This is a genomic window from Sphingosinicella sp. YJ22 (assembly GCF_011320075.1).
Classification (GTDB): Bacteria; Pseudomonadota; Alphaproteobacteria; order Sphingomonadales; family Sphingomonadaceae; genus Allosphingosinicella.
The window spans coordinates 54,576-76,938 of sequence record NZ_JAANPA010000005.1 but is presented as its reverse complement, the minus strand read 5'-3'; the positions used below and the strand labels follow the sequence as shown (position 1 = coordinate 76,938).

General features: G+C 64.3%; 20 protein-coding genes. 7 read left to right on the top strand and 13 right to left on the bottom strand.

Annotation, left to right across the window (positions count from 1 at the left end):
• Positions 1-679 precede the first annotated feature (679 nt).
• From G7B71_RS03400 to G7B71_RS03340, 13 genes are all read right to left on the bottom strand, one after another.
• The gene (locus G7B71_RS03400) at positions 680-1,558 is read right to left on the bottom strand and encodes a plasmid partitioning protein RepB C-terminal domain-containing protein (protein WP_166037895.1); all 879 of its coding nucleotides are present in this window, start codon (positions 1,556-1,558) and stop codon (positions 680-682) included.
• The gene (locus G7B71_RS03395) at positions 1,555-2,448 is read right to left on the bottom strand and encodes a plasmid partitioning protein RepB C-terminal domain-containing protein (protein ID WP_243406077.1); all 894 of its coding nucleotides are present in this window, start codon (positions 2,446-2,448) and stop codon (positions 1,555-1,557) included. Before G7B71_RS03395 ends, G7B71_RS03400 begins: the two co-directional genes overlap by 4 nt.
• Positions 2,445-4,007: a recombinase family protein gene (locus tag G7B71_RS03390; RefSeq protein WP_243406076.1), complete on the bottom strand. Its 1,563-nt coding sequence runs from the start codon at positions 4,005-4,007 to the stop codon at positions 2,445-2,447. Before G7B71_RS03390 ends, G7B71_RS03395 begins: the two co-directional genes overlap by 4 nt.
• A gap of 797 nt (positions 4,008-4,804) precedes the next feature.
• Entirely contained in the window at positions 4,805-5,287 is a 483-nt protein-coding gene (locus tag G7B71_RS03385; RefSeq protein ID WP_207774702.1) for a hypothetical protein, read from the bottom strand.
• Between the two features lie 170 nt (positions 5,288-5,457).
• Positions 5,458-5,937 (bottom strand): helix-turn-helix domain-containing protein, encoded by a 480-nt coding sequence (locus tag G7B71_RS03380; RefSeq protein ID WP_166037893.1) that lies wholly within the window; start codon positions 5,935-5,937, stop codon positions 5,458-5,460.
• A 67-nt stretch (positions 5,938-6,004) separates the two neighbouring features.
• Complete coding sequence (locus tag G7B71_RS03375) at positions 6,005-6,205, bottom strand: AlpA family transcriptional regulator (RefSeq protein WP_166037891.1); 201 nt, start codon at positions 6,203-6,205, stop codon at positions 6,005-6,007.
• Positions 6,206-6,267: 62 nt separating this feature from the next.
• The gene (locus G7B71_RS03370; RefSeq protein ID WP_166037889.1) at positions 6,268-6,726 is read right to left on the bottom strand and encodes a hypothetical protein; all 459 of its coding nucleotides are present in this window, start codon (positions 6,724-6,726) and stop codon (positions 6,268-6,270) included.
• Positions 6,723-8,135: an integrase family protein gene (locus G7B71_RS03365; RefSeq protein WP_166037888.1), complete on the bottom strand. Its 1,413-nt coding sequence runs from the start codon at positions 8,133-8,135 to the stop codon at positions 6,723-6,725. The genes G7B71_RS03370 and G7B71_RS03365 overlap by 4 nt, the downstream gene beginning before the upstream one ends.
• Positions 8,136-8,396: 261 nt before the next feature.
• Positions 8,397-8,678 carry a PilZ domain-containing protein gene (locus G7B71_RS03360; protein ID WP_166037886.1) on the bottom strand — a complete coding sequence of 94 codons (282 nt, stop codon included), beginning with the start codon at positions 8,676-8,678 and terminating at the stop codon, positions 8,397-8,399.
• Between the two features lie 46 nt (positions 8,679-8,724).
• Complete coding sequence (locus G7B71_RS03355; protein WP_166037884.1) at positions 8,725-10,311, bottom strand: EAL domain-containing protein; 1,587 nt, start codon at positions 10,309-10,311, stop codon at positions 8,725-8,727.
• Positions 10,312-10,314: 3 nt separating this feature from the next.
• Complete coding sequence (locus G7B71_RS03350; RefSeq protein ID WP_166037882.1) at positions 10,315-10,827, bottom strand: response regulator; 513 nt, start codon at positions 10,825-10,827, stop codon at positions 10,315-10,317.
• On the bottom strand, positions 10,824-12,776 hold the full coding sequence (locus tag G7B71_RS03345) for a response regulator (RefSeq protein ID WP_166037880.1): 1,953 nt from the start codon (positions 12,774-12,776) through the stop codon (positions 10,824-10,826). The genes G7B71_RS03350 and G7B71_RS03345 overlap by 4 nt, the downstream gene beginning before the upstream one ends.
• Positions 12,777-12,811: 35 nt before the next feature.
• Positions 12,812-14,206, bottom strand: a complete 1,395-nt coding sequence (locus G7B71_RS03340) for a HAMP domain-containing sensor histidine kinase (protein ID WP_166037878.1) — start codon at positions 14,204-14,206, stop codon at positions 12,812-12,814.
• A 152-nt stretch (positions 14,207-14,358) separates the two neighbouring features.
• Here G7B71_RS03340 and G7B71_RS03335 point away from each other — a divergent pair, with 152 nt between their 5' ends.
• The 7 genes from G7B71_RS03335 to G7B71_RS03305 all read left to right on the top strand — a co-directional run bounded on the left by G7B71_RS03335 (position 14,359) and on the right by G7B71_RS03305 (position 22,350).
• Positions 14,359-15,771: a HAMP domain-containing sensor histidine kinase gene (locus G7B71_RS03335; protein ID WP_166037876.1), complete on the top strand. Its 1,413-nt coding sequence runs from the start codon at positions 14,359-14,361 to the stop codon at positions 15,769-15,771.
• 26 nt (positions 15,772-15,797) lie between these two features.
• A complete protein-coding gene (locus tag G7B71_RS03330; protein ID WP_166037874.1) occupies positions 15,798-16,160 on the top strand; it encodes a response regulator in 363 nt (120 codons plus the stop codon).
• Positions 16,161-16,240: 80 nt separating this feature from the next.
• On the top strand, positions 16,241-17,692 hold the full coding sequence (locus tag G7B71_RS03325; protein WP_207774701.1) for a pyridoxal phosphate-dependent aminotransferase family protein: 1,452 nt from the start codon (positions 16,241-16,243) through the stop codon (positions 17,690-17,692).
• A gap of 61 nt (positions 17,693-17,753) precedes the next feature.
• Positions 17,754-19,034 (top strand): OmpW family outer membrane protein, encoded by a 1,281-nt coding sequence (locus tag G7B71_RS03320; protein WP_166037872.1) that lies wholly within the window; start codon positions 17,754-17,756, stop codon positions 19,032-19,034.
• A 134-nt stretch (positions 19,035-19,168) separates the two neighbouring features.
• Positions 19,169-19,861: a phosphate regulon transcriptional regulator PhoB gene (gene phoB / locus G7B71_RS03315; RefSeq protein WP_166037870.1), complete on the top strand. Its 693-nt coding sequence runs from the start codon at positions 19,169-19,171 to the stop codon at positions 19,859-19,861.
• Positions 19,851-20,603, top strand: a complete 753-nt coding sequence (locus G7B71_RS03310) for a hypothetical protein (protein WP_166037868.1) — start codon at positions 19,851-19,853, stop codon at positions 20,601-20,603. Before phoB ends, G7B71_RS03310 begins: the two co-directional genes overlap by 11 nt.
• Before the next feature lie 181 nt (positions 20,604-20,784).
• Positions 20,785-22,350, top strand: coding sequence for a hypothetical protein (locus G7B71_RS03305; protein ID WP_166037866.1), 1,566 nt, complete (start codon positions 20,785-20,787; stop codon positions 22,348-22,350).
• The last annotated feature ends 13 nt before the right edge of the window (positions 22,351-22,363 follow it).

The following is a 22,363-nucleotide window of genomic DNA, read 5'->3' as shown; positions in this document are numbered from 1 at the left end:
TGACCGCGTACAGATCAGTTACCTGGGAGCACTCTCCGCCAGTCATCCGACTTGTGCTAGCCTCAATCGTCTCGATCGCCTTTGCTGTGGTCGGCGTACGGCTGAATACGAAGACCTCTCTGCGCGATCATCGGGCGCATTCTGGCAAGATTGGATCTGTCGTCATGGCTGCAACCATGTGGTCGCGTACCCCTTAGCGTCCGGTACACCGCGAGGTCCGGCCTACGCCTACTATTGCTGAGCTTGGAATCTATAATGACCTGACTCGTGCTTAGCCCAAGATTGAAAGAGCCGCGAGTAAGCAGCTCCTTAATGTAGGCACACAGATCGGGCTCATCCGCATTGTTGCAGGTGATCTCGCGGATCTTCTTGCGGAGCGGAACTGCGGCTGGGAGGGGGTTCGAATGTGTCGCCATGGATTGGCTCGCAGCTTGCGCGAGCGGGCACCGGCGGTCAATGTTAGGTCTTCCATGACGTCGCCTCAGCCCTTCGCCACCCGAGGCCTCTCGAAGTTGCCACTGAGTTGCCCCAAGGGGGCGCTGGGATCAAAATTCGTCCCGGCAGCCCGGAGGCGGCTTAAGATTCATCTGATTTACGATCAGCGTCCCCAGCCGAGGGGCCCTAAACCGGGCTTCCCTCGCTCCCGGCCATAGGTAATTCTCGGACGTCGGCTTACGCCTCAGGCCGCTTGCTGGACAGCGACCAGTTTCTGAAACTCGGCGAGAATTTCGGCATGGCATTGAGCTAGGTAGCCGACCACTCGCGCATTCCCCAGCAGCCGCGAAACGTAACCGACTGCAAGAACCAGATCCAAGTGATCCGCGCCATAGTCCTGCTCAATGACTTTGAAATCTCTCTGAAGGTTTGCCGCCTCCTCCTCCATCAGAGCAATCTGTTCGGAGGTGAGTCCCTTAACTTGTTTCTTCCTCTTTTGGACCAGCAGGTCCTCAGGAGTCGCGGCAACAAGTGAGCGAGCGTAGGAAACGGTGTATCGGTTCATCGCCACCATGAGCTGAGCCGCCTCCTTTTGTCGATCGGAGGTCATTCGTCTGAGCTCACGAAATGAGTTCATCGGGACGTGCTTGTCGCGCAGAAGATCGGCCACCTCAGGGGATATGCCTTCAAGAAGCCGTCGTCTGCTCCGGATGCTGGAGATGTTTAGGTTCAAAGCGCGAGCAAGACGCTCCTCCGAGACTCCCTTTTCCACCGCCGTCAGTATCATCCTGTGCTCTTGGATGATCGCGAGCCGGTTGACGCGCTTGTTGTAGGTGTAGGCCTCGTCTTCTGTGGAGATGAGGCAAACCGCTGCCTCGATCCCCTGCTCTCGCAATATCTCGATCCGAAGGTGGCCGTCGAGCAGATGGAACATCTCCGGCTCGCCTGCATCGCGAACCACCACAGGCGGCTCAATTATGCCAACCTCTCGTATGGATGCGGCGATCTGGGCGAATTTGACTGACTTACGCACGCTCTCGCTCACGACACGCAGAGGGAGTATATTCTTTAGAGGAATACGGAGGCTGGAGGGCTCAAAGCCCAGCTTGAGCTTCCCACTCATCCGGGCTCCCCCACAAGTTCCGGAATACGAGCCGCAAGGCGCGCCGGAACAGAAGCAAGATCCTCCTGCTCCAAGATCGCAAAGAAGGCCTCGTCATCGACAAGGCTGCGGACTGCCTCGGTCACGAAGCTCAGTCGGGCCTTCGCCACCTCCGAACGGCGGATCAAGGCCCGTTTCCGCTGAGTATCTTCTTCATACGCCCGAACCAACGCTAAGGCTGATACAGGCTTCCTCTGCCGACCATCGTTGCGCAGCCCTTTGCCGCGGCGCTTCCGAGTTTCTACTAGCCGGCGGGCCGCGATCAAATTTCGTCCACGCAGGAGGTTTTCTTCGTAAGCGCTTTGCAGCGCGCCCTGAACCTCGGAATCATCGGCGTCCGCGATTTGGACAGCGATTGTGATGGGGATCGCGCCTGACTCCACTGCACGGAGAAGGCGCTCTTCTCCGTTCTCCAAAAGGCGGGTCACGCCCCAAACATATTCGTACGAGAGACCGGTTTTTCTTGCTACCTCGGCAATAGCGTAGCCTCGCTTTTTCATCTCGCCGATGTCGTGGAGAAGGTCGAGGGCTCGGTGCTGTCGACGGGCACAATTTTCTACCAGGCTCGAAACGAGGCAATCTTCCTCGTCCGCGGATACGATCAGGGCCGCGATCTCACCGAAGCCCAATGTTCGGCAGGCTTCTAAACGCCCTTGCCCGCAGACTAGATCATAATAGATCTCCTCGCCTTCAACGCGTCGCGTTACCGTGATCGGACGCTTCAATCCAACGAGGGCGATGCTTTCCACGATCTCATTGAATACGCGTCTATTACGCACTCGCGGATTGATAACTACCACGCGACTGATAGGGATCATCTCAACCTGCTGAGCGGGCGTCGCTTGGCTCACGCGGCTCTCCTCAGCATGAAGCGCTTAGCCATCTCGTAAACCATCGAGAGAGACTCAAAGCGATACGCGTCGAGGGAAAGCCCGTTGTGCTCCCACAACATGAGGACGGCCCTTTCCATGTCGAGCCGCGGCAAGAGGAAATAGTCTTTCGGAGCCTCATTCGCTTGGTTCATACGAACCGCAATTGTGAGGTCGGGTTGAAGCGCTTGGTCGAGAATGATCTTCCAGCGAAGTGAACCCGCTACGGTCTTTCGGCAACGGGCGATAACCAAGGATGCTGTGAACTCTCCGTTCACATGAAGCACGTCGGTTTTCAGGTCGGAGATAGCGCCGCCCCCGGCCGAAGCGATCCCGTCAATGACTTGGCGAACGACGTCCGGATGCATCCGGCGCAACGCTCGATTGATCTCCAGGTACTGGTAGTCGTGAGCTGGGTTGTAGCCCACCAGAGTGTACGCTCGGAGAAGGCTGCCGAAGCGAAAGCGGAAGGCGCTGCTAGAGGGGCAGAATTCCGTCTCGTCGATGATGAGACCAGAAAGAGATCCTTGCGCCCTGAGAACTTCCTTCAGACGGCGAAGCATCTCTTCGTCCGACAGGCGCTCCGATCGGGCTGCAATTAATGACTGAGCCTCTTCAAATTCAGAGGCTTCGACAATGGCACTGAAGGCACCATCGTGCCTAACCCAATCTTTCCGCGGGTTATCGCATCGAGACTGCTTGAGCTTGAAAGAAGTGCGGCCCCAGACATTGTTGCCGATGTACTTTTCATTGATCAGCAATTGATGGATTGTTCCCCGCGTCCACGGTCGACCGAGATCGGTAGGAACCCCTCGCAGGTTCAGAATGCTCGCAATCTCCCGCTCAGAACGCCTCTCGGTCAGGAAGAGTCTGTAGACCTCACGAACAACCCGAACCTCTTCGGCCGGGCCGGGAACCAAAATCACCCGATCGGTCGAGATGCTTTTGTGTTCCCCCGCAGCCAATTCCCCTTTCTGGGTACCGTTTTGATCGACCAGTACGCGTCGGAGGCCGAATCCGGCCGGCCCGCCCTGGCGGAACCCGAGCCGAATAAGATTTGCCTGTCCTGCAAACACTTTGACCGAAAGCTCCCGGCTATATTCGCCGGCCATCGCGCGTTTCACGGTCTTGATAATCGACGACCCAATGCTGCCATCATTCTCAAATTGTTCGGCGCAATAGTGCACCGCGATGCCGGCCTTCTTGCAAAGAAGCTCAATGGCGGCGGCCTCGTCCGGATCCTGGAATCGCCCCCAGCGACTAACGTCGTACACCAAGATCGCTGAGAAGTTCGTTTGACGTTTCTCCACGTCTTCCAGGAGCCGTTTGAGCGCATCCCGGCCTTCGATTTTCAGGCCGCTTTTTCCTTCATCGGCGTAGGTCTTGACGATGCCGAACCCGCGCGCCTCCGCATACCGTCGGATGGCGGCGGACTGGTTGTCCGTGGAGTACTTCTGATGCTCAGTGGACATCCGCACGTATTCTGCGGCGGGGACGCCACCTGAGCCGCCCGACGTATCTCGCGTGTCCCACTTGATCATAGCTCGGCCCTAGATGAGCGGAAGCGAAGCGGTTCGACTCGCTCATTTAGACCAGCGGAGCAGGAAGGATGTTTCGGAAGACGGGCAACTCGCTTCCGGCGCGCGTGCGTGTGCGTCGGCCCTACGCAGGAGCAATTGCCGATGCTTTGCGGACCGAGTTGGGCCAGAGCCACCGGGCGGTGAAGACGATCATGAAATGGACCGGTGCGAGCGATCGGGCCGCAAAGAACTGGCTGACGGGGTGTTACGGACCCAGCGGAGAGCATCTCGTCGCGCTGGTCCGTGAATCCGACACCGTTTTAGCGGCTGTGTTGGGATTGGCGGGGCGGCACCAGCACTTGGGTGGTGCCGAGCTTTTGTCCGCGCGAAACGGCCTATTATCCGCACTCCAGGTCATAGACAGCCTACTTCAGATCGACCCTACCTGAAGCGCCGCAGCAGGCCGTTCGCAGTGATAGATAGAGCTGGGACTTGGAAGCAGATTGCGCCGGCACGAGGTCCGAACCCGAGCCGGCGATCCAGACTTAGTCTGAAACCGCTGGATGCTCAGAGGTCCCCTTTGTGGGGCCCGCCCCTACCCACCTGCCCCCACAGTTTCTATCCAGCTCAGCAGCGATGTCCGACCGTTTGTTGCCCCCAGATTGCCCTCAAACCCTTTGAGATGCGCTCGGCCGTTTCCTGCGGAGGGCAATGGCGGCAACGTTGCTGATTAACAGTCAGCGGCGCGGTCGCAGCGGGGGCGGCTAGCGCGGATCAAACTAGGGGGCGTCGGCGCTCTTTCCGTCGCGAGTCTGGGCTCAGTGCTCAAAGGCATCGCGCACCCGATCTGAGAGCCTCAAGCAGCAATCTAAGATCGTCAGGCAATGTCGCAGTAGATTCCGGCTTCGCTCAGGGTCGAGCCAGCCGTTGCTGAATTTGCCACCATGGAAAAGGTTATTGCGCACGCGGGAGACGTACATGAGGAGGACGCCGCTCGCCGTTGTCGCCTCAGGTGGTGTCTCCCTCCAATAGAGAGCACCCTTTCGGACCATCTGCTTCTTCGGGGGTTTGAGTCCGATGTAGGCCACTGCCGCAAACACTTCGGCGTCTTCGATAAACGCGTTGCGTAGGCCCTCGTCGATGTCAGCAGCAAAGGCTGACCAGTTGGCTTCGGCTCTCCCATCCTCACGCTTGAGATACCCTGCCGCCTTCAAGGCGTACTCCATCCGAGCGAATTGGCGAAACATGCGATGGGCGATTTCATCCAGTTCCGGCAGGTCAGAGAACGGGCCCAGCAGCATATCGTCTCCTCGTCAGCTCCCCCATAGCCGATCAATGCTTCCAAGACATCGCCCTCCCGACCGATCGCGCGCGCGCGCGTAATGGTCGGTCATATAGGCTTGTTGCCGGAGAGGCCGTTTTGTTCGTAACCTTATGGTCAGCGGCGTCGGGACGGCAGGGTCACTTTTGATCAGCTTCGGCGTAAGGCGTCGCGCACAATGGAGATGGGCGACAACTTCAGTTGTTCGCCGATGCTGCGGGCGCTGCCATGCTGGGTGCTCGGAGCGTTGGTCGTTTCCTTTCTGGTTTTTTCTGGTTTGGGCGAAGGAGCTTCGGAGGCTCCCCCGAAGGCACTGCGGGGGTGGGGTGAAGCCGCTTCGGGGGATGATGGGCTTCCCCGTCCTTTCTGCGGCCGAGCTTCGCCCCCGAAGGAGCTTCGGGGGTCCAGCAATTGCAGATGGTAGATGCTGGACGACCCAGACCGTTTCTTTCGAGTGAGATGTCCGGCTTCTTCAAGCTCATTGAGAGCCTTCTGCACGGTGCGATCACTTAAGCCGGTCATGCTGACCAATGAGGCAACGGATGGCCAACATCCCCTTTCCGGGTTCTTGCCGTTGATCTTGTCGGCCAGCGCGAGGAGCACGAACTTCCGGTTCGACGAAAGGTCCATCTTCCAGACCCTCGCGCTGAGGCGAACACACATTTGTGGCTGCGCCGAACGGCCGCGGTGGATCCGATTACCCCATCACGCTCCAATCTCGCCGGCCCGATAAGAACTCCGTCAGCGTCGATTGGCGCAGGCCGCGGCGGCCAGGACTGATTTGCTCGAACGGGGGAAATTCGCCGCGCCGCTGCATTCGCGAGATGGTGGGAAAGCTTAATGTCGTGACAGCCCGAACGGTTTTACGGTCGAGAAACGGATCCATGTCGTTAGTCATTTGCCGCCTCCTGAAATCAGCTGGCGTCATTTGACGCGGAGGCACCTAGGCTGTCAGCGACATCAAGCTTTGGGCTTTTTACCACCGCGGCGCATTCGGTCGTAAATGGTGGTCCAAGCTAGCGCGCCGCCTACGCGGGCAGCTTCCTTCGCTGCTCGCTCATCAGCTTGACCCGCACGCATTCCTTCAGCGCGATACTGACGCGAGAGGGCCTTCGCGAGTTCGACGGTGGCGTACCGGTTGGCTCGCTCGGCACCCGTCAAGAGTGGACGGCTGGCCGGTCGCTCTCGAGTCTTCAAAGCTATCGACAAGAGTTCGGCCGCTTCCAGCGAAAGCGATATGTCGGGCTCACCTTTGATGATGGCAGCTTCAATCTCCTCTTGAAGCGCGAGCACTGCATCCTCGACGAGCGCAGGCAATGGCCCCGGCAAGGGCCCCGACGCGGCTTGCAGCAATGCCGATGCCTCATCGGCATCATTGCTGTGAAGAGCCGCGAGTCTCAGCGGAGCTTTGTCGCTCACGCGGACGCAGCGCGAGACAAACGGACTACATTATCTGGCATGCCTCCGACGACCTTGGTCCTCAGCAAACTTTCCCACGCAGAAAGCGCGTTGCGCCGCTGCTCAAAGAGCTCCGATCGATTGTAAACGCGCATTATCTTCGAGGTTGTCGCTGTCGCGACGTGATTCAAAATCCGATCAGCAACCGCGGCATCTACACCAAGCTGTTCGCAGGCGTGCGTGTTGAAAGTGGTGCGTAGGTCGTGAACGACCCAGTGCGGCATAGACTCGACCTGTACCGCTTCATCTCCCTCACCTCTTGCTGCCGCCTCCGACCGCGCTTTAGTGATCGCGCGATCCAACCTCCTTTTCGCTTTGGCGAACCCTGACACCGGCGATGTGCCTTTCGTGGTGAAGACGTACGCTGAATCTGACGGCCGATCCGGATGTTTCAGCGCTTCGATAATGATGGATCTCCCCAAGGGGGCAAGGGGTACCCGAAGTGCGTTCGCACGTTTGGTGCGTGCCGCTGGCAGCGTCCATACGGCCTCTGGATCCTCATCCGTGCCGAGAACCAGCTCCGCCACCAGAAGGCCCGCCAGTTCCTCTCGCCGCATGGGCAGCGCGATCAGCAGTCGGTAAAGGTGACTGAAGGGGTATCCCAACGTCTCCGTGGCCTTCCAAATTTCTCCCAACTCTTCGAGCGAGTGGTAGCGATCTCGCGCACGCTCCTTTGATGGCTTTTTGATTCTTACGGCTGGGTTCCCGTCGAGCAGTTCTTCGTCTGCACACCAATTGAAGAATGCGTTCGCGTAGGCGAGCTGACGGTTCGCAGAAATCGGCGAGAGCTTGGCTCGGACTCGCACTTGCTCCGCTAAATCCTGGCGCGTGATGCACTTGAGATCTTGGTCCGCAAACGGCAGCAGCAATCCACTGCGTCCATCAAGCGCACGGCGAGTCGATTTCCCGCGACGGAGCTTGTGGAGATGCTCGGATTCATACCGATCCAGCGCCTGGCGAACGGTGCACCTGCTCCGAGCGGCCACTTCTGCTGCGCGGAGTGCCTCGTCGGCCGCTGCGCGCTCGCGTGCGGCCTCAACTGCCGGGTCCTTTCCTGCGGCGACCATGGCTTTCCACTCCACGGCCTTCCGGCGAGCCGCTTCTAATGTCAGTTGAGGAAATTCGCGCGAGTAGCGTCCCAACGTGCGACGCGTCGGACTTGCATTTGGCTTGGATGGAAATCGCGCCAACAGCACAAAGCTTATCTGCGCAGCCTTACCTCGATATTTGCCACTTTCGACGACTGCATCGCCCACGCGCACCCGCAAACCTGAAACGTGGGTATCCGCCACCTCGTATCGTTCGCGTGGAGCCGCCGGCAACAGGTTGTCGAGCTTGAGCTTGGTCAGTTCCACCTTTGCCGTAGCCACAGGACCTCCTTCGGGGCAACGTCTGGGCAACATCTGCAGTGGGCTTTGATGCCGCCCGATGAAACTCGGTGATATGGAAAAACCGTGGGAGAGCAAGGAGTTCGTCGGCCCGCCCGTGGACGTGAGGACGATTGAAACGCGGTGATGCCGGCTGAAATTTGCCAAAACGGTGGCTCTTAATCAGCGGGTCCCAGGTTCGAGCCCTGGTGCGTCCACCACTTCCCCTAGAAACTTTGGATAGCGGCGGTCCCGAGGGCCGGCTCAGGCGGCGTTGCGGCCCTGCTGCTCGTCCGGCAGGATCAGCGCGCCGAAGCGCCAGCCGAGAACCCAGCGCACCTCTGCGCGGACTCGGCCGCGCTCGGGCAGGTCGATCTCGACGATCGCGCCCTTGGGGATCTTCTGCTCGCACTCGGCCATGAAGCCGGCGTCGGACACATTGCCGAGCCGGCCCATCAGCTCGCGCCCGCTGTCGTCAACGACAGTGACGTCGGCCTGGCACTCCCAGCGCGGGGGCCGCGAAGCAAAGGATGGATCCTGGGACATGTCGAAACCCATAATGTGTCGGGATTACCAACCCCTAAAAGAACGGTCAGTTGGCGCTCTTGAGCGGGACTGGCTCATCCGCGCCCGGCCTCGCCACGCCGACGGAGATCGGCGGCTCGACCGCGGCGCGCTCGCGAAAGCAGCGCAGGTCGCCAAGCGTCATCGGCACGCCGATTTCATAGCCCTGCAGGTAATCGCAGCCGAGCAGCTGCAGCAGCCGTGCCTGCCAGTCGCTCTCGATGCCCTCGACGACGACATGCATGTCGAGGCCGTGGCCGAAATCGATGATCGAGCGGATGATCTGGGTCGCCTTCTTCCGGTCGCCGACCTCGCGGATGAACGACTTGTCGAGCTTGAGGCCGTCCAGCTCGAAATGCTGGAGATAGCTCAGCGAGGAATAGCCGGTGCCGAAATCGTCGAGGACGACGCGCATGCCGATCTCGCGAAGCCGGGCGATCGACTGCCGAGCCGCGGCGATGTCCGCGATGAGCACGCCTTCGGTGACTTCGAGGGTCAGGAGCTCCGGCCGCGTGGCCGAGGCCATCAGCCTGTCGAGCACGCGGTGGACGAAATCCGGGCGGCGGAAATAGACGGGCGACACGTTGATCGCGATGGGCAGGTCGCCGAACGCGTGAATCGTGGCGAGCGCCGTGTCCAGCGTCCATTCGGTCAGCGGGATGATCTGGCCGCTCGCCTCCGCGACGGAGATGAGCTTCTCGATCGAGACGCCGTGCAGGTTCGGCGATTGCGGGCGGAGAAGCGCTTCCGCGCTGCTGACGGCGCCGGTGCGCGCATCGACGATCGGCTGGTAGTAGAGCTCGAACTGCTGCTCGACCATCGACTTGCCGAGCTCGGCCCGGATCGAGCTTTCGCGCATCTGCCGACCGCTCAGCTGGTCGTCGAACACGCGCCACCCGCCGCGGGCCGCGCCCTTCGCCTCGTACATGGCGACGTCGGCGCGGCGCAGCAGCTCGTGGCCGTCGTCGAGCACGGCGTCGCCCACCGCGATGCCGACCGAGGCGGCGACGTCGACGCGGTGGCCGTCGATCAGGAACGGCTCGTTGATCGCCTCGACGATGGCTCGGCCGAAATCCTCCGGCCGCTGCGAGTTGCCGCACGGGACGATCGCGGCGAACTCGTCGCCGCCGAGGCGGGCAAAGGCGGTGGCGCTGTCGAGCACCGCGCCGCTGCGCCGCGCGACCTCGACCAGGAGATGATCGCCGACCTTGTGGCCGAGCGTGTCGTTGACGTCCTTGAACCGGTCGAGGTCGAAGAACAGCACGATGATGGTGCCGCAGCCGGTGGCGTCCTCGGCCAGCGCATCGAGGGCGACGTTGAACGCGGTCCGGTTCATCCGCCCGGTGAGCGGGTCCCGGCTCAGGCTAAGGCGCAGGTCGCGGCATTCCGCCTCGGCCCGTTCGCGCCGCTCCTGGACTTCGCGCGATCGCCGCAGCGCCAGGATCGGGAAGCCGATGGCGACGCAGGCGAGGATCACCTCGATCCAGCCGGGTAGCCGCAGCGCGCCCAGGCCGCCGGCGAGGAGGCAGGCGCCAGCGGTAATCGCGGCAACGGCCGGCGCCGCGCCGATCAGCGACTGGATGCGCCGGTCAGGGTCCGAGGTCACATCTGCCATGGCTCAGTGCGTTTCCCACCGGCCGCTGGGTGACTGGCTGCGCTCGAAGATCGCGCGCGCCTGCTCGGTCAGCTTCTCCTCCGCGGCGTCGCGGGCGCTGCCCAGAGTCTCGATGACCGCGCGTTGCTCGAAATGGGCGGCCATGCGCGCGCGCAGGACCGGGATGCTGAGCGGCTTAGTCATATAGTCGTTGGCGCCGGCGCTGATCGCGGCGACAATCGACATCTCCTCGCCGATCGCGGTGCACATGATCACCGGCAGCTTCGAGCTGGAATGGAGCTCGCGGATCGCGCGCAGCGTCTCGAGGCCGGACAGCTCCGGCATCATCCAATCGAGCAGAACCATGTCGGGCAGCCGGCGCGAGATGATCGACAGCGCCTCACGCCCGCTGGCGGCCGACGCGGTCGCATAGCCGTGGCTCCTGAGCGAGCGCTCGAGCAGCACGCGGTTGTCCTCGATGTCGTCGACGATCAGGATCAGCTTCTGGGCCGTCGGCACGGGCTGGAGCGCGGTCATGCTACCAGCTCCCGAAGCGACTGCGCGATTTCCCGCGGGGTAGACGATCCCTTGGCGAAGAAGCGGTAGCCGGCGGCGGCGAGCGCCCGGTGCTGGTGAAGGCTGACGTCGCATCCCGACACGATGATGAGCGGTATGTGCATCAGCTTCTCGTCGGCCGACAGCCGCTCGATTACGCCGAAGCCGTCGAGGCCTGGCATCGCGAGGTCGAGAACGATTGCGGCCGGCGGCGTGGTCGACGCCATTTCGACCCCTTCGAGCCCGTCGCAGGCGCGGCGCGTCGAGAAGCCGATCTGCTCGACGCTGCGCTTGATCAGCTCGGCGGCGTCGTCGTCGTCGTCGATGACCAGGACGTCGCCCTGGGCCTTACTCTCGTAGAGTTTGGCGACGGCGCGCAGCTGCTCCTCGCGGATCGGCTTGCGCAGATAATCGGATGCCCCGGCGCTGAGACCGCGGGCGCGGTCGTCGTCGACGGTGACCAGGACCACCGGCGTCCGGCTCAAGGCCACGTCGGCCCGCAGCTCGGCCAGCACGTCGTAGCCCGAAATCCCCGGAAGCAGGGCGTCCAGCAGAATGAGGTCGGGCCGGTGCTCGCGCGCCATGGCCAGTCCCGTCTCGCCGTCCGTCGCGGCGAACACGTCATAGCCCAAGCGCGCGAGCCAGCGGCGCATGAGGTCGATCGCCGCCTCGTCGTCGTCGACGATCAAGGCGCTGCGCTCCGACGATCGGACCGGGAGGGGGTGGTCGGAGCGGAAAAGAATGGTCGCCTCGCCCTGCGCCTTCTTCAGGCTGAGCGGAAGCGTCAGGCAAAAAGTCGAGCCCTGGCCCTCGACGCTTTCGACCGTGCAGTCGCCGCCCATCATCCGCGCGAGCCGCCGCGTGATGGCGAGGCCGAGACCCGGGCCGCCGAAGCGGCGGGCGTCACCATCCTCGAGCTGGCTGAACGCGTCGAACAGGTGGGGCAGATCCGCCGCGGCGATGCCGGGGCCGGTATCCCGCACGTCGAAACGGACGCCCGCCGCACCGCCGGACCGCGTCGGCGCGATGACCAGGGAAACATGTCCGTTCGTGGTGAACTTGAAGGCGTTGCTCAACAGGTTGAGGAGGCACTGGCGAACCTTGCCGGCATCGCCGACCATGATGCCGAGGGCGTCGGAGACATCGACGTCGAAGCTGTTGCCGTTGCGCTGGTCGGCCGGGCAAGACGCCGCGGCCTCCATGGCAAGCTCGCGGATGTCGATGACGTTGCGCTCGATCATCGTCTTGCCCGCTTCGATTCGGGCATGGTCGAGAACATCGTTGATAACCGCGAGAAGGTTGCGCCCGGCCACCTGGATGCGCTCGAGGTCGGCCACCGCGGTGGCGTTGCCGGCGGCGGTCGCATCCTCCTGGACCAGCATCGCGTAACCAAGGATCGCATTCAGCGGCGTGCGCAGCTCGTGGCTCATCTTGGCGAGGAACTGCGACTGGGCGATATTCTGCTGCTTGGCCTCCTCGCGGGCGGTCTGCAGCTCCACCATCGCTTCGCGCGACCGGCGGGTGATGCGGCGAAGATGGCGGCTGAGCGCGTCGAGGTCGCTCTCGATATCGGCCCGGCTGAGTGCGCGGCCCTTCTGCCAGTTAAGCTCCTCCTCGCCGATATCCTGAATCAGCTCGGGCTGGGCCAGGATCAGCTCGATCGGCCGCACCGCAAGCCGGGCGAGGACCTGGGCCACGGGCCGGACCAGGATCAGGCCGGCCACCGCCCCGATGGCAAGCATGGCGGCCAGCACGCCCCAGGACGGCGGAGGCGAGCCGCTGAACGCGAACACCAACGCTCCGCCGAGACCGGTAACCAGGATCAGTGCCCACACCAGGCGGCGCATTGCCCGAGCGATCGAACGATGCACGCTGAGCCGCAGCGCGGCCGCGCTGGCGGATTCGTCGCGGGCCGAAGCGTCGTGCGTCATAGGTGAAGCCGTTTCATTTCTGGATTGCGTTGTCATCAGGCTGCCCGGGGGACATCCCCCTCGCGGCGCTGCAGCCGCACCATGGGAATCTCGATGGTGAAGTTCGATCCAACGCCGCGCTGTGACCGGACGGTGATCGAGCCGCCCATCATCTGGCAGAAGCGCTTGGTCAGCGCGAGGCCGAGGCCGGTGCCGCCGAACTTGTTGACGGTCTCGTTGTCGGCCTGGCTGAAATCCTCGAAGATGCGGCGCAGGCTCTCGGACGGAATGCCGATGCCGTCGTCGCTGACCTCGAGAACGAGGAGGTCGCCGCGCGTGCTCGGGCGGCTGATCACGGTCAGCATGATCGTGCCCTTGGTCGTGAACTTCGCCGCATTGCTGAGCAGGTTGAGCAGGCACTGCCGAACCTTGAGCGCATCGAGTTCGAGCGCTCCGAGATCCTCGGGCATGTTGACCACCATGCGGTTGTCGCGCTTGGCGATAAGCGGCGACGCGGTCGCGATGACTTCCTCGACCAGCGACTTCACGACGACGGCCTGGGTGGACAGCTCGACGCGGCTCGATTCGATCGAGGACAGGTCGATGACGTTGTTGACCAGCGCCAGAAGATGGCGCCCGGCGGCGTGGATCCGGTCGAGGTCGTTCATCTTGCGGCCCGCATCGGCCCGCTCCTCGAACGTCTCGCGCAGGATCTCGGCATAGCCGATCACCGCGTTGAGCGGCGTGCGCAGCTCGTGGCTCATCTTGGCCAGGAAGATCGACTTGCGCGTGCTGGCCAGCTCGGCGGCCTGCATGGCCTCGCGCAGCGCCTCGAGCTTGCCGCGCTGGTCGATCGTCTCCTGCTCGAGGCTGAGACTGATCCGCATGACCGTCTCGTAATAGAGGCACAGCAAGGTCATGTAGGCGAGCGCCGCGACGATCGAGAAGGTGTTGGCGAGCTTCAGGCTTTCCGGCTCGATCATCGCCGGGAACTCGCCGAACGCGAGCCGGGCCACCACGAAGCAGGCCAGCTGGAACGCGACTCCGGCCAGCGTCAGCTTGATCGAATCGGCGAGGTAGAAGAAGCCCAGCACCATCGCGATCAGGAACCAGGGCAGCAGCGGCGAGCTGATCCCGCCGAAGAAGAAGGAGCCGAACAGGCTCAAGCCGACCAGCACCTGGACGCTGACCATCGCGGCGACGTGGAGGCTTCCGAACACGCGCAGAAGCAGCGGGATCGCCAGGAAGCTGACCACGATGGCCTCGGTGGCCCAGAACTGCCACGTCCCGCCGGCCGCGGTCTGCGACAGGAAATAAGTCACGCTGTGGCCCATGAGCGGGCCGACGAGGTGGAGCAGCACGAAGGTGCGCGCCATCAGGCGGTCGGATTGGCTCTCCTGAATCGAGGAGGGAATGAACCAATCGATGAAGCGATAGATCGACTTGTACATACGGGCCCCCGGAATCCTGCCGACCGCTACCCGGCGTTGCTTAAGATTTGGCGAATGACAGGCTTTACGGCCTTTTAATCACCCCAAGTTAAGCGGTTACCCGGACCGGGGGCTTTCCCCTGGCGTGGACCGACAGGGGGCATGGCGCTGCGATGATGCGCGTGGAGGCTTTGGGGAAATCACCGGCGGGCGGGTTCAGTCTCAGCGCCCTGCTCGACTATTTCATCCCGCCCGAGATGCAGGTGCACTCGGAGACGCACCGTCGCGCCCGCATGTTCATGATCAGCCACGTGTTCGGGCCGATCCTGGGCAACACGATTCCGCTCTACATGGCGTTGACCGGCATCTCGCGCGACCACCACCTCGTCGTCTTCTTCGCGTCGATCCTGCTCTTTTGGGCCTATCCGATCGCCCTGAAGCTGACGGGGCGCTACCAGCTCATCGCCTTCATCTCCGTCCAGAACCTCACCTTCTGCGTGCTGTGGGCCTGCTACGCCTATGGCGGCACGGCCTCGCCGTTCCTGCCGTGGATCCTCATCTTCCCGCTGCTCGCCTTCCTCTACCTCCCGCCGACGGGAGACGTGCGCAACATCCTGCTCGTGCAGATCTTCGGCAGCGTCGCGATCTTCATCGCGGTCGCGTTCAGCGGCATCGCGCTGCCCGCGGTCGATCTCAGCCAGTTCCAGACGATCGGCATGATCTCGATGGCCTCGGTCGCGATCTACTTCGCGATGATGTCGCTCTACTTCGCCAAGATGTTTCACGAGCAAAGGGAGTTCACGCGCGAGCTCAACTCGCTGGTGTCGACGTCCGACAATCTCAGGAACCTGACCGCCGCCGCCTACCAGGCGAGCGCCGCCAAGGCCGATTTCGTCGCCGGCATGAGCCACGAGCTGCGCACGCCGCTGAACGCGATCATCGGCTACAGCCAGCTGCTGCTCGAGGAAGCCGAAGCCGAGGAAGACGAGTCCGTCGTCACCGATCTCGGCCATGTCCACAAGGCGGGCTCCGACCTGCTGCGCCTGATCGACGACATCCTTTCCTATTCCAGGATCGAGGCCGGCAAGATGCCGCTCAACCCGCATCTCGATTCCGCCAGCAATCATTTCGAGACTTGGCGGCGCGAGATCGCCGACATCCCGGGCTGGAATCTCAACAGCATCAAGCTGTCCTCGACCGGCGAGACATGCGAGCTGACCACGGACTGGACCGCGGTCGGCGCGACCATCCGCCGCCTCGCCGCCGGCACCGCCCGCCAGGACCAGCCCGGCACGCTCGAGATCCAAGTCGACGCCCGGCCCGGCGAGACGCTGGCCATCCAGTTCATCGACCGAGCACCGTCCGGGGTCGCCCGTCCAATCGCGATCATGCAGGAGATGTTCGAGCATAGCGACGACGCCTCGCCGACCAAATATGGCGCGACCGGCATCGAGATCGCGCTCGCCTTCAAGCTCGCCCAGCTGCTCGGCGGCGCCATCGACGCGGTGACCACCGCCGACGGCGAGCCTGCCGCTCTGCTCACCATCCCGGACCTCTCGTCCGCACGACAGGACAAGGCCGCCTGACCGCGGCGGCTACGCAAGGAAATCCCATGACCAAGATCCTCATCGTCGAAGACAACGAGATGAATCGCGACATGCTCGCGCGCCGTCTCGAGCGCAAAGGCTACCAAGTGGCCTGCGCCGTCGACGGCCCGCAGGGCATCGCGATGGCGGAATCGGAATCCCCGGACCTCATCCTGATGGACGTCGCGCTTGGCGAGATGGACGGCTGGGAGGCGACGACGGCGATCCGCGCCAATCCCAAGACCGCCGCGATCCCGATCATCGCCCTCACCGCCCACGCCCTGCAGAGTGATCGCCTCAAGAGCATCGAGGTCGGCTGCGTCGACTTCGAGACCAAGCCCGTCCAGCTGCCCCAGCTGCTGGAGAAGATCGAGTTTCACACCCGTTAACCATCGCTGGTGCGCGAAGCTTATCGCTTGGCGCCTTAGACCCATTCTCAAAGCGATAAAGACAGGACTTCAGGACCCGCATGAACGAGACCCAGCCAAGGTTCGACGCGCTCGGCGGAAGCATGCGCGATTTTCGCTATCTGCCGGGGGCCGACCTGCTCGCCCGCGTCGGCGCCTTCTACGAATGGCAGCAGACCCGCCGCGCCGCCGGCCTGTGGCCGCTCGGCCGCTCGACCGAGCAGGGCGCGTTCAGCCGCTGCAGCGCACGCACCGACGAGGGCGAGCTGTTCAACGGCGTCAACTTCGCCAGCCAGGACTATCTCAGCCTGAACTCGCACCCGGCGATCCTGGAGACCGCGATCGAGACGATGCGGGAATATGGCGTTCACAGCGCCGGCTCCCCTGCCCTCGTCGGCAACACCTCGCTGTCGCTCGCGCTCGAGGACAAGATCGCCGCGTTCCTCGGCTACGATCATGTCGCCTTGTTCCCGACCGGCTGGGCCGCCGGCTTCGGCGCGATCAAGGGGCTGGTCCGGCCGCACGACTATATCGTGATGGACGCGCTGAGCCATGCCTGCCTCCAGGAAGGCGCTCAGGCGGCGACCCGCAACATCCACCTGTTCCGCCACAACCAGATCGAAGGCGCTCGCGAGAAGCTCGCCAAGATCCGCTCGACCGACACCGAGAACGGCATCCTGGTCGTCGTCGAAAGCCTCTATTCGATGGACAGCGACACACCCGACATTCGGGCGCTGCAGGAGCTCGCCCACGAATATGGCGCGACCCTGCTGGTCGACGTCGCCCACGATCTCGGCAATCTGGGCCCGACCGGCCGCGGTTTCCTGGAGATCCAGGACATGATCGGCAAGGTCGACGTGGTGATGGGCAGCTTCTCCAAGACCTTCGCGTCGAACGGCGGCTTCGTCGCCGCGCGCGGGCGGAGCGTGAAGGAGTATATGCGCTACTTCAGCTCGCCCAACACCTTCTCCAACGCGCTGTCGCCGGCGAGCGCGGCGATCGTCGGCAAGGCGTTCGACATCGTCGATTGCCCGGAAGGCGCGGAGCTGCGCGCAGAGCTGATGGGCAACATCAAGCTGCTGCGCAGCATGCTCGGCGAGTGCGGCCTCGAAACCTATGGCGACCCGTCCGCGATCGTCTGCGTGAAGATGGGCACCGAGGCGCTGGCGCGGCTCGCCAGCCGCCGCCTGCCCTCGATGGGCATGCTCGCCAACCTGGTCGAGTTCCCCGCGGTCCCCAAGGGCCAGGCGCGCTTCCGCCTCCAAGTCATGGCCAAGCACAGCCAGCGCGACATCCTCGACGCGGTCTACCGGCTGTCGACGGCGGTGGCCGACGCGCGGCGCGACGTCGAGGCGCTGGAATCCGGCCAGGCCACCCTCGAGACCATCGACACGGACCGTCCGCTGCGCCGCCCCGAAGGCGAAGCGGCGACGATCTCGTCGGTCGACACCTCAGCCGCCTCCCCATCGCCGCACGCGGCCGGATGGGACCGAGGCACGTCGGCAGCCGCCTGATTAACCATTTACGCGCCTTTTACCTTGTTGGGCTAGGACGGCCGGCGAGAAGGAAAATGTCATGAAGCTACGGTTCGCGGTTGTCCTTTCCCTCAGTGCTGCCACTTTGCTCGCGCCCCTGCCGGCGCAGGCCCAGGAGAGCGGCGACGTCGTCGTCCGCATCGCGGGCGCGCGCACCAAGCTGGCGGACGAGGGCGAGATCCGCGTCAACGGCGTGCTCGACCCGACCGCCGGCTACGAGACGCGCGAAACCTATCAGGGCATCCTGTCGGGGACCTGGTTCCCGGTCGACCGGTTCGGCATCGACGCGTCGATCTCCACCCCCGGCACGACCAACAACATCCCCGCCGGCAGCCTCGCGGGCACGCCGAACCTCGGCGACGACGAGTTCACCTTGGTGACGCTCGGCGGCCGCGTTCAGCCGTTCGACGGGCCGCTGTCGCCTTATGTCGCCGGCGGCCTCCAGGTGCAGCTCACCACGCAGGAGCGCGACGGCCTCGGCGTCAACCTCAACATCCCCAACGCGCACGGGCCCTATGTCGAGGGCGGCGTCGAATATGACGTCAGCTCGCGCTGGGGCATCTTCGCCTCGGTGCGCAAGGCCTGGTACAGCACCGGCGCGACCGGGCTGCTACCGACCGACGCCACCTTCACCAACTTCGCCGCCATCGACGCCAATGCGGTGCTCGACCCGCTGACCATCCAGGTCGGCGTCCTCACCCGCTTCGGCCGCCCGGACAGCGAGACCGGACCGGCGATCGGCCCGGACAGCTCGCGCTGGACGATCCGCGCCGGCGTCACCACGCTGAGCCTCGCCGACGAGATCGACCTGTCGGTCGGCGGCGCGCCGTTCCCGAACGCGGGCCTGTCGACCTTCGAGCATCACACCCCGACGGTCCAGATCGGCTATTTCCTGACCGACAATATCGCGGTCAATGCGACGCTCGGCATTCCGCCGACCATCGACGTGTTCGGCGCCGGCTCGATCGGCGCTCTGCCGAAGCTCGGCGAGGTCACCTACGGCCCGACCGCCTTCACCGTGCAATATCACCCGATCCGCCACGGCCGCATCCGGCCCTATATCGGCGCGGGCGTGAGCTACATGATCGTGTTCGCCACCGAGGATGGCGCGTTCGAGCAGCTCGAGGTCGAGAACGATTTCGGCCTCGCCTTCGAGGCCGGCACCGACTTCATGGTCACCGACCGCTGGGGGCTGTTCATCGACGTGAAGAAGGCGCTGCTCCGCCCGACCGCGACCGGCACCTTCGCCGGCATGCCGGTCGTCGGCGACACCCGCCTCGACCCCTGGGCGTTCAGCGGCGGAATCGTCTTCCGCTTCTGATCGTTTCGCCAGCGGCGCCGAGCCGCCGTCACCGAAACGTCACGCAGCCGTCACGCTAGCTTCGCGCGCCCCCCCTACCCACCGACCTTACGGAGGTGGGACGCGATGGTCTCGATCGTTTCGCGAATGCTCGCATGAGGGGGCGGCTGCTCCTCGTCGAGGACGATGACGGGCTGGCCGAGCTGCTGCGCTGGCATTTCGAGCGCGAGGAGTTCGACGTCGAGCACACCCCGGATGGCGAGGAAGCGCTACTGCTCGCCAAGGAAAACCCGCCCGACATCGTCCTGCTCGACTGGATGATCGAGGGAATCTCCGGGATCGAGCTGTGCCGCCGGCTGCGCCGGGCGAATCCGACCGCCAATCTGCCGATCATCATGATGACCGGGCGCGGCGAGGAGGACGACCGGATCCGCGGCCTCGAGACCGGAGCCGACGATTTCGTCACCAAGCCGTTCAGCCCGCGCGAGTTGGTGGCGCGGGTGCGCGCCGTGCTACGTCGGGTCCGTCCCGCGCTCGCCGGCGAGCAGCTCGCGTTCGCCGACCTCCAGATGGACATCCTGCAGCACAAGGTGCGGCGCGGCGGCAAGCTCGTGCCGCTGGGACCGACCGAATATCGGCTGCTCAAGCATCTCCTCGAACATCCCGGCCGGGTCTTCTCGCGCGAGCGGCTGCTCGACGCGGTATGGGGTCGCGACGCCGACATCGACATCCGCACCATCGACGTTCACATCCGCCGGTTGAGGCGCGCGATCAAACTCAACGGCGGACCGGAGCTGATCCGGACGGTGCGCTCGGCCGGCTATGCGCTCGACGACGATGCGCCTTGAGCCGCGCGAGAAAAGGGTCGTGGCGGGCGGCGCCGCGCTCGCGACCGCGCTGGGCGCGTTCCTGTTGTGGCCGGCGCAGAGTGACGGCAGCGCGGCCCAGCTGGTTCCGGCGGACGAGCGCCCTGCCCCCGCCCCTCGAGTTGCGCCCGCGGCGGAAGCGCCGGGTCCCGCGCCGGCCCCGGCGGCTCCAACCCCCGACGGCCTCGTCCTCCACGGCGTGATGACGAGCGGCGCTGTGATCGGCTTCGCCGACGGCAGCCAGCGCTATGTGGCTGTCGGCCGCGAGGTGAGCCCGGGACTGCGGCTGGAGGCGGTGCGGCTGCATCATGCCGTGCTTGCCGCAGGCACCACGAACTATCGCCTCGGCTTCGGCGGGTCGGCGACTTCGATCACGCCGTCGGGGCAGCTCGCGCCTGTCGGGGGACAGGCCGCGGCGCCGGCGTTCAATGCCGCCGAAACCCAGCGGATGGCGGCGGAGCGGGTGGAAACGTCGCGCTTCCGCCAGGCGCTGGCGCCGCGCCAGGTGGGCGGCGGCTACACTTTGCGGCCCGGTTTCAGCCTGCCGGCCCTGGCACAAGCCGGCGTGCAGCCCGGCGACGCCATCCTCGGCATCAACGGCAGCCGCCTCGGGCCGGAGCAGCTCGAGGAGCTTGCCTGGACGATCGCCAATTCCGGCCGCACCGAGATCGAAATCGAGCGCGGCGGCAGCCGCCTGCGCCTGACCGTTCCAACTGAGGATTAGCGCATCATTTCATAATGGTGTCATAAGATTGTCAGTCTAATTGTCACACGAGTGACATCTGATCTTCACCATTACTTTCGGATATGTAATAAAGGCGTCGCAAAGAACCCCTAGCAGCCGGTGCGGACACCGACTCAATTCGCCGAGTCGCCTTTCCGCAAACCTGAACAGGGGGTCTGTCATGTCGCCGCTTCGTAAGCTTCTTCTCGCCAGCACCATGATCCCGCTCGCCGCCTGCGGTGCGGACGACATCGCTTCCCCGGGCGAAGGCGTGATCGTCGTCCCCGGCACGCCGACCACCCCCACTCCGACCCCGCCGACCACGCCGCCGGGGACGCCCGCGGCGAGTTGCCCCGCCGGCACCACCGACGGCGGAGTCGTCGGCAACCGCCGCGCCTGCCAGGTGACGAGCCGCTTCACCCAGGACACCGTGCTGCAGAACGTGCCGGGCGTCGCTTATGCGCTGGTCGGCCCGGTCAATGTCGGCAGCGACTGCGGCGGCGATACCGCGGCGCCGCTCGCCGGCTGCCAGTCGGTCACGCTGACCATTCAGGCCGGCGCGGTCGTATTCGGATCGTCGGGCAACGACTATCTCGTCGTCAACCGCGGCTCGCGAATCCAGGCCAACGGCACCCCCACCAACCCGATCATCTTCACCGCCCGCGAGAACGTCGCCGGCTCGGCCACCGACTCAAGCCAGGGCCTGTGGGGCGGCGTCATCCTGCTCGGCCGCGCGCCGATCAGCGACTGCAACACCGCCGTCCCCGGCGGCTCGGCCAATTGCCAGCAGGTGATCGAGGGCACGACCGGCTCGCTCTATGGCGGCGCCACCGCCAACGACAACAGCGGCTCGCTACGCTTCGTGCAGATCCGCTATTCCGGCTTCGCCATCGCTCCGGGCAACGAGCTCCAGGGCCTCACCCTCGGCGGCGTCGGCAGCGGCACGACAATCGACAACATCCAGGTCCACAACAGCTCGGACGACGGCATCGAGATCTTCGGCGGCCGCGTGAACCTCAAGAACCTGGCGCTGACCGGCGCCGACGACGACAGCCTCGACACCGACCTCGGCTATCGCGGCACCATCCAGTTCGTCGTCGGCGTTCAGAAGCCGACCGGCGACGGCGATTCCCACATCGAGGCCGACTCCAACGGCAACGAAGACGCGGCGCCGCGGCAATATACCCGAATCTCCAACGCGACCTTCGTCCAGAACCGCGCCAGCTCGGGCGGCAACGCAGTCCTGCTGCGCGGCGGCACCGATTATGCGCTGCTCAACAGCGTCATCGTCAGCAGCCAGAACTGCCTCGACATCGACGCGACCGGCGGCACGACGGTGCGCGCCGCGGACGCGGCGCTCCAGGACAACGGCCCGCCGCTGTTCCGTTCGGTCCAGATGTCGTGCGCCGCTCCGTTCCGCAACGACGGCAATGTCGACGTCGCGACGCTTCAGGCGATCTTCGGTTCGGGCACCAACAACAACAATTCGGCCTACACCCCGAGCCTGCTCAACCTGTTCATGAACGGCGCCAACGAGAATGCCGTCGCCGCCACCGATCCGACACCATTCAACGCCGATCCGTTCTTCGCGGTCAACGCGGCGGCGCCGAACCGGCTCGAGGCGGTGGCCTATGTCGGCGCGGTCAACGGCACGTCGGACACCCGCTTCCAGGGTTGGACGTGCAATTCCGGCTACGCCAATTTCGGCGGCAGCGGGATCGCCTGCACGGCCCTGCCGACCACCTGATCGCCGTCACGCG

Coding starts and splice junctions, on each gene's coding strand:
- G7B71_RS03345 (WP_166037880.1), bottom strand. CDS start 12,776: ATGACGCACGACGCTTCGGCCCGCGACGAATCCGCCAGCGCGGCCGCG.
- G7B71_RS03305 (WP_166037866.1), top strand. CDS start 20,785: ATGTCGCCGCTTCGTAAGCTTCTTCTCGCCAGCACCATGATCCCGCTC.
- G7B71_RS03400 (WP_166037895.1), bottom strand. CDS start 1,558: ATGAGTGGGAAGCTCAAGCTGGGCTTTGAGCCCTCCAGCCTCCGTATT.
- G7B71_RS03310 (WP_166037868.1), top strand. CDS start 19,851: ATGCGCCTTGAGCCGCGCGAGAAAAGGGTCGTGGCGGGCGGCGCCGCG.
- G7B71_RS03330 (WP_166037874.1), top strand. CDS start 15,798: ATGACCAAGATCCTCATCGTCGAAGACAACGAGATGAATCGCGACATG.
- G7B71_RS03385 (WP_207774702.1), bottom strand. CDS start 5,287: ATGCTGCTGGGCCCGTTCTCTGACCTGCCGGAACTGGATGAAATCGCC.
- G7B71_RS03355 (WP_166037884.1), bottom strand. CDS start 10,311: ATGGCAGATGTGACCTCGGACCCTGACCGGCGCATCCAGTCGCTGATC.
- G7B71_RS03325 (WP_207774701.1), top strand. CDS start 16,241: ATGAACGAGACCCAGCCAAGGTTCGACGCGCTCGGCGGAAGCATGCGC.
- G7B71_RS03340 (WP_166037878.1), bottom strand. CDS start 14,206: ATGTACAAGTCGATCTATCGCTTCATCGATTGGTTCATTCCCTCCTCG.
- G7B71_RS03360 (WP_166037886.1), bottom strand. CDS start 8,678: ATGTCCCAGGATCCATCCTTTGCTTCGCGGCCCCCGCGCTGGGAGTGC.
- G7B71_RS03350 (WP_166037882.1), bottom strand. CDS start 10,827: ATGACCGCGCTCCAGCCCGTGCCGACGGCCCAGAAGCTGATCCTGATC.
- G7B71_RS03320 (WP_166037872.1), top strand. CDS start 17,754: ATGAAGCTACGGTTCGCGGTTGTCCTTTCCCTCAGTGCTGCCACTTTG.
- phoB (WP_166037870.1), top strand. CDS start 19,169: ATGAGGGGGCGGCTGCTCCTCGTCGAGGACGATGACGGGCTGGCCGAG.
- G7B71_RS03390 (WP_243406076.1), bottom strand. CDS start 4,007: ATGATCAAGTGGGACACGCGAGATACGTCGGGCGGCTCAGGTGGCGTC.
- G7B71_RS03335 (WP_166037876.1), top strand. CDS start 14,359: ATGATGCGCGTGGAGGCTTTGGGGAAATCACCGGCGGGCGGGTTCAGT.
- G7B71_RS03380 (WP_166037893.1), bottom strand. CDS start 5,937: ATGGACCTTTCGTCGAACCGGAAGTTCGTGCTCCTCGCGCTGGCCGAC.
- G7B71_RS03375 (WP_166037891.1), bottom strand. CDS start 6,205: ATGACTAACGACATGGATCCGTTTCTCGACCGTAAAACCGTTCGGGCT.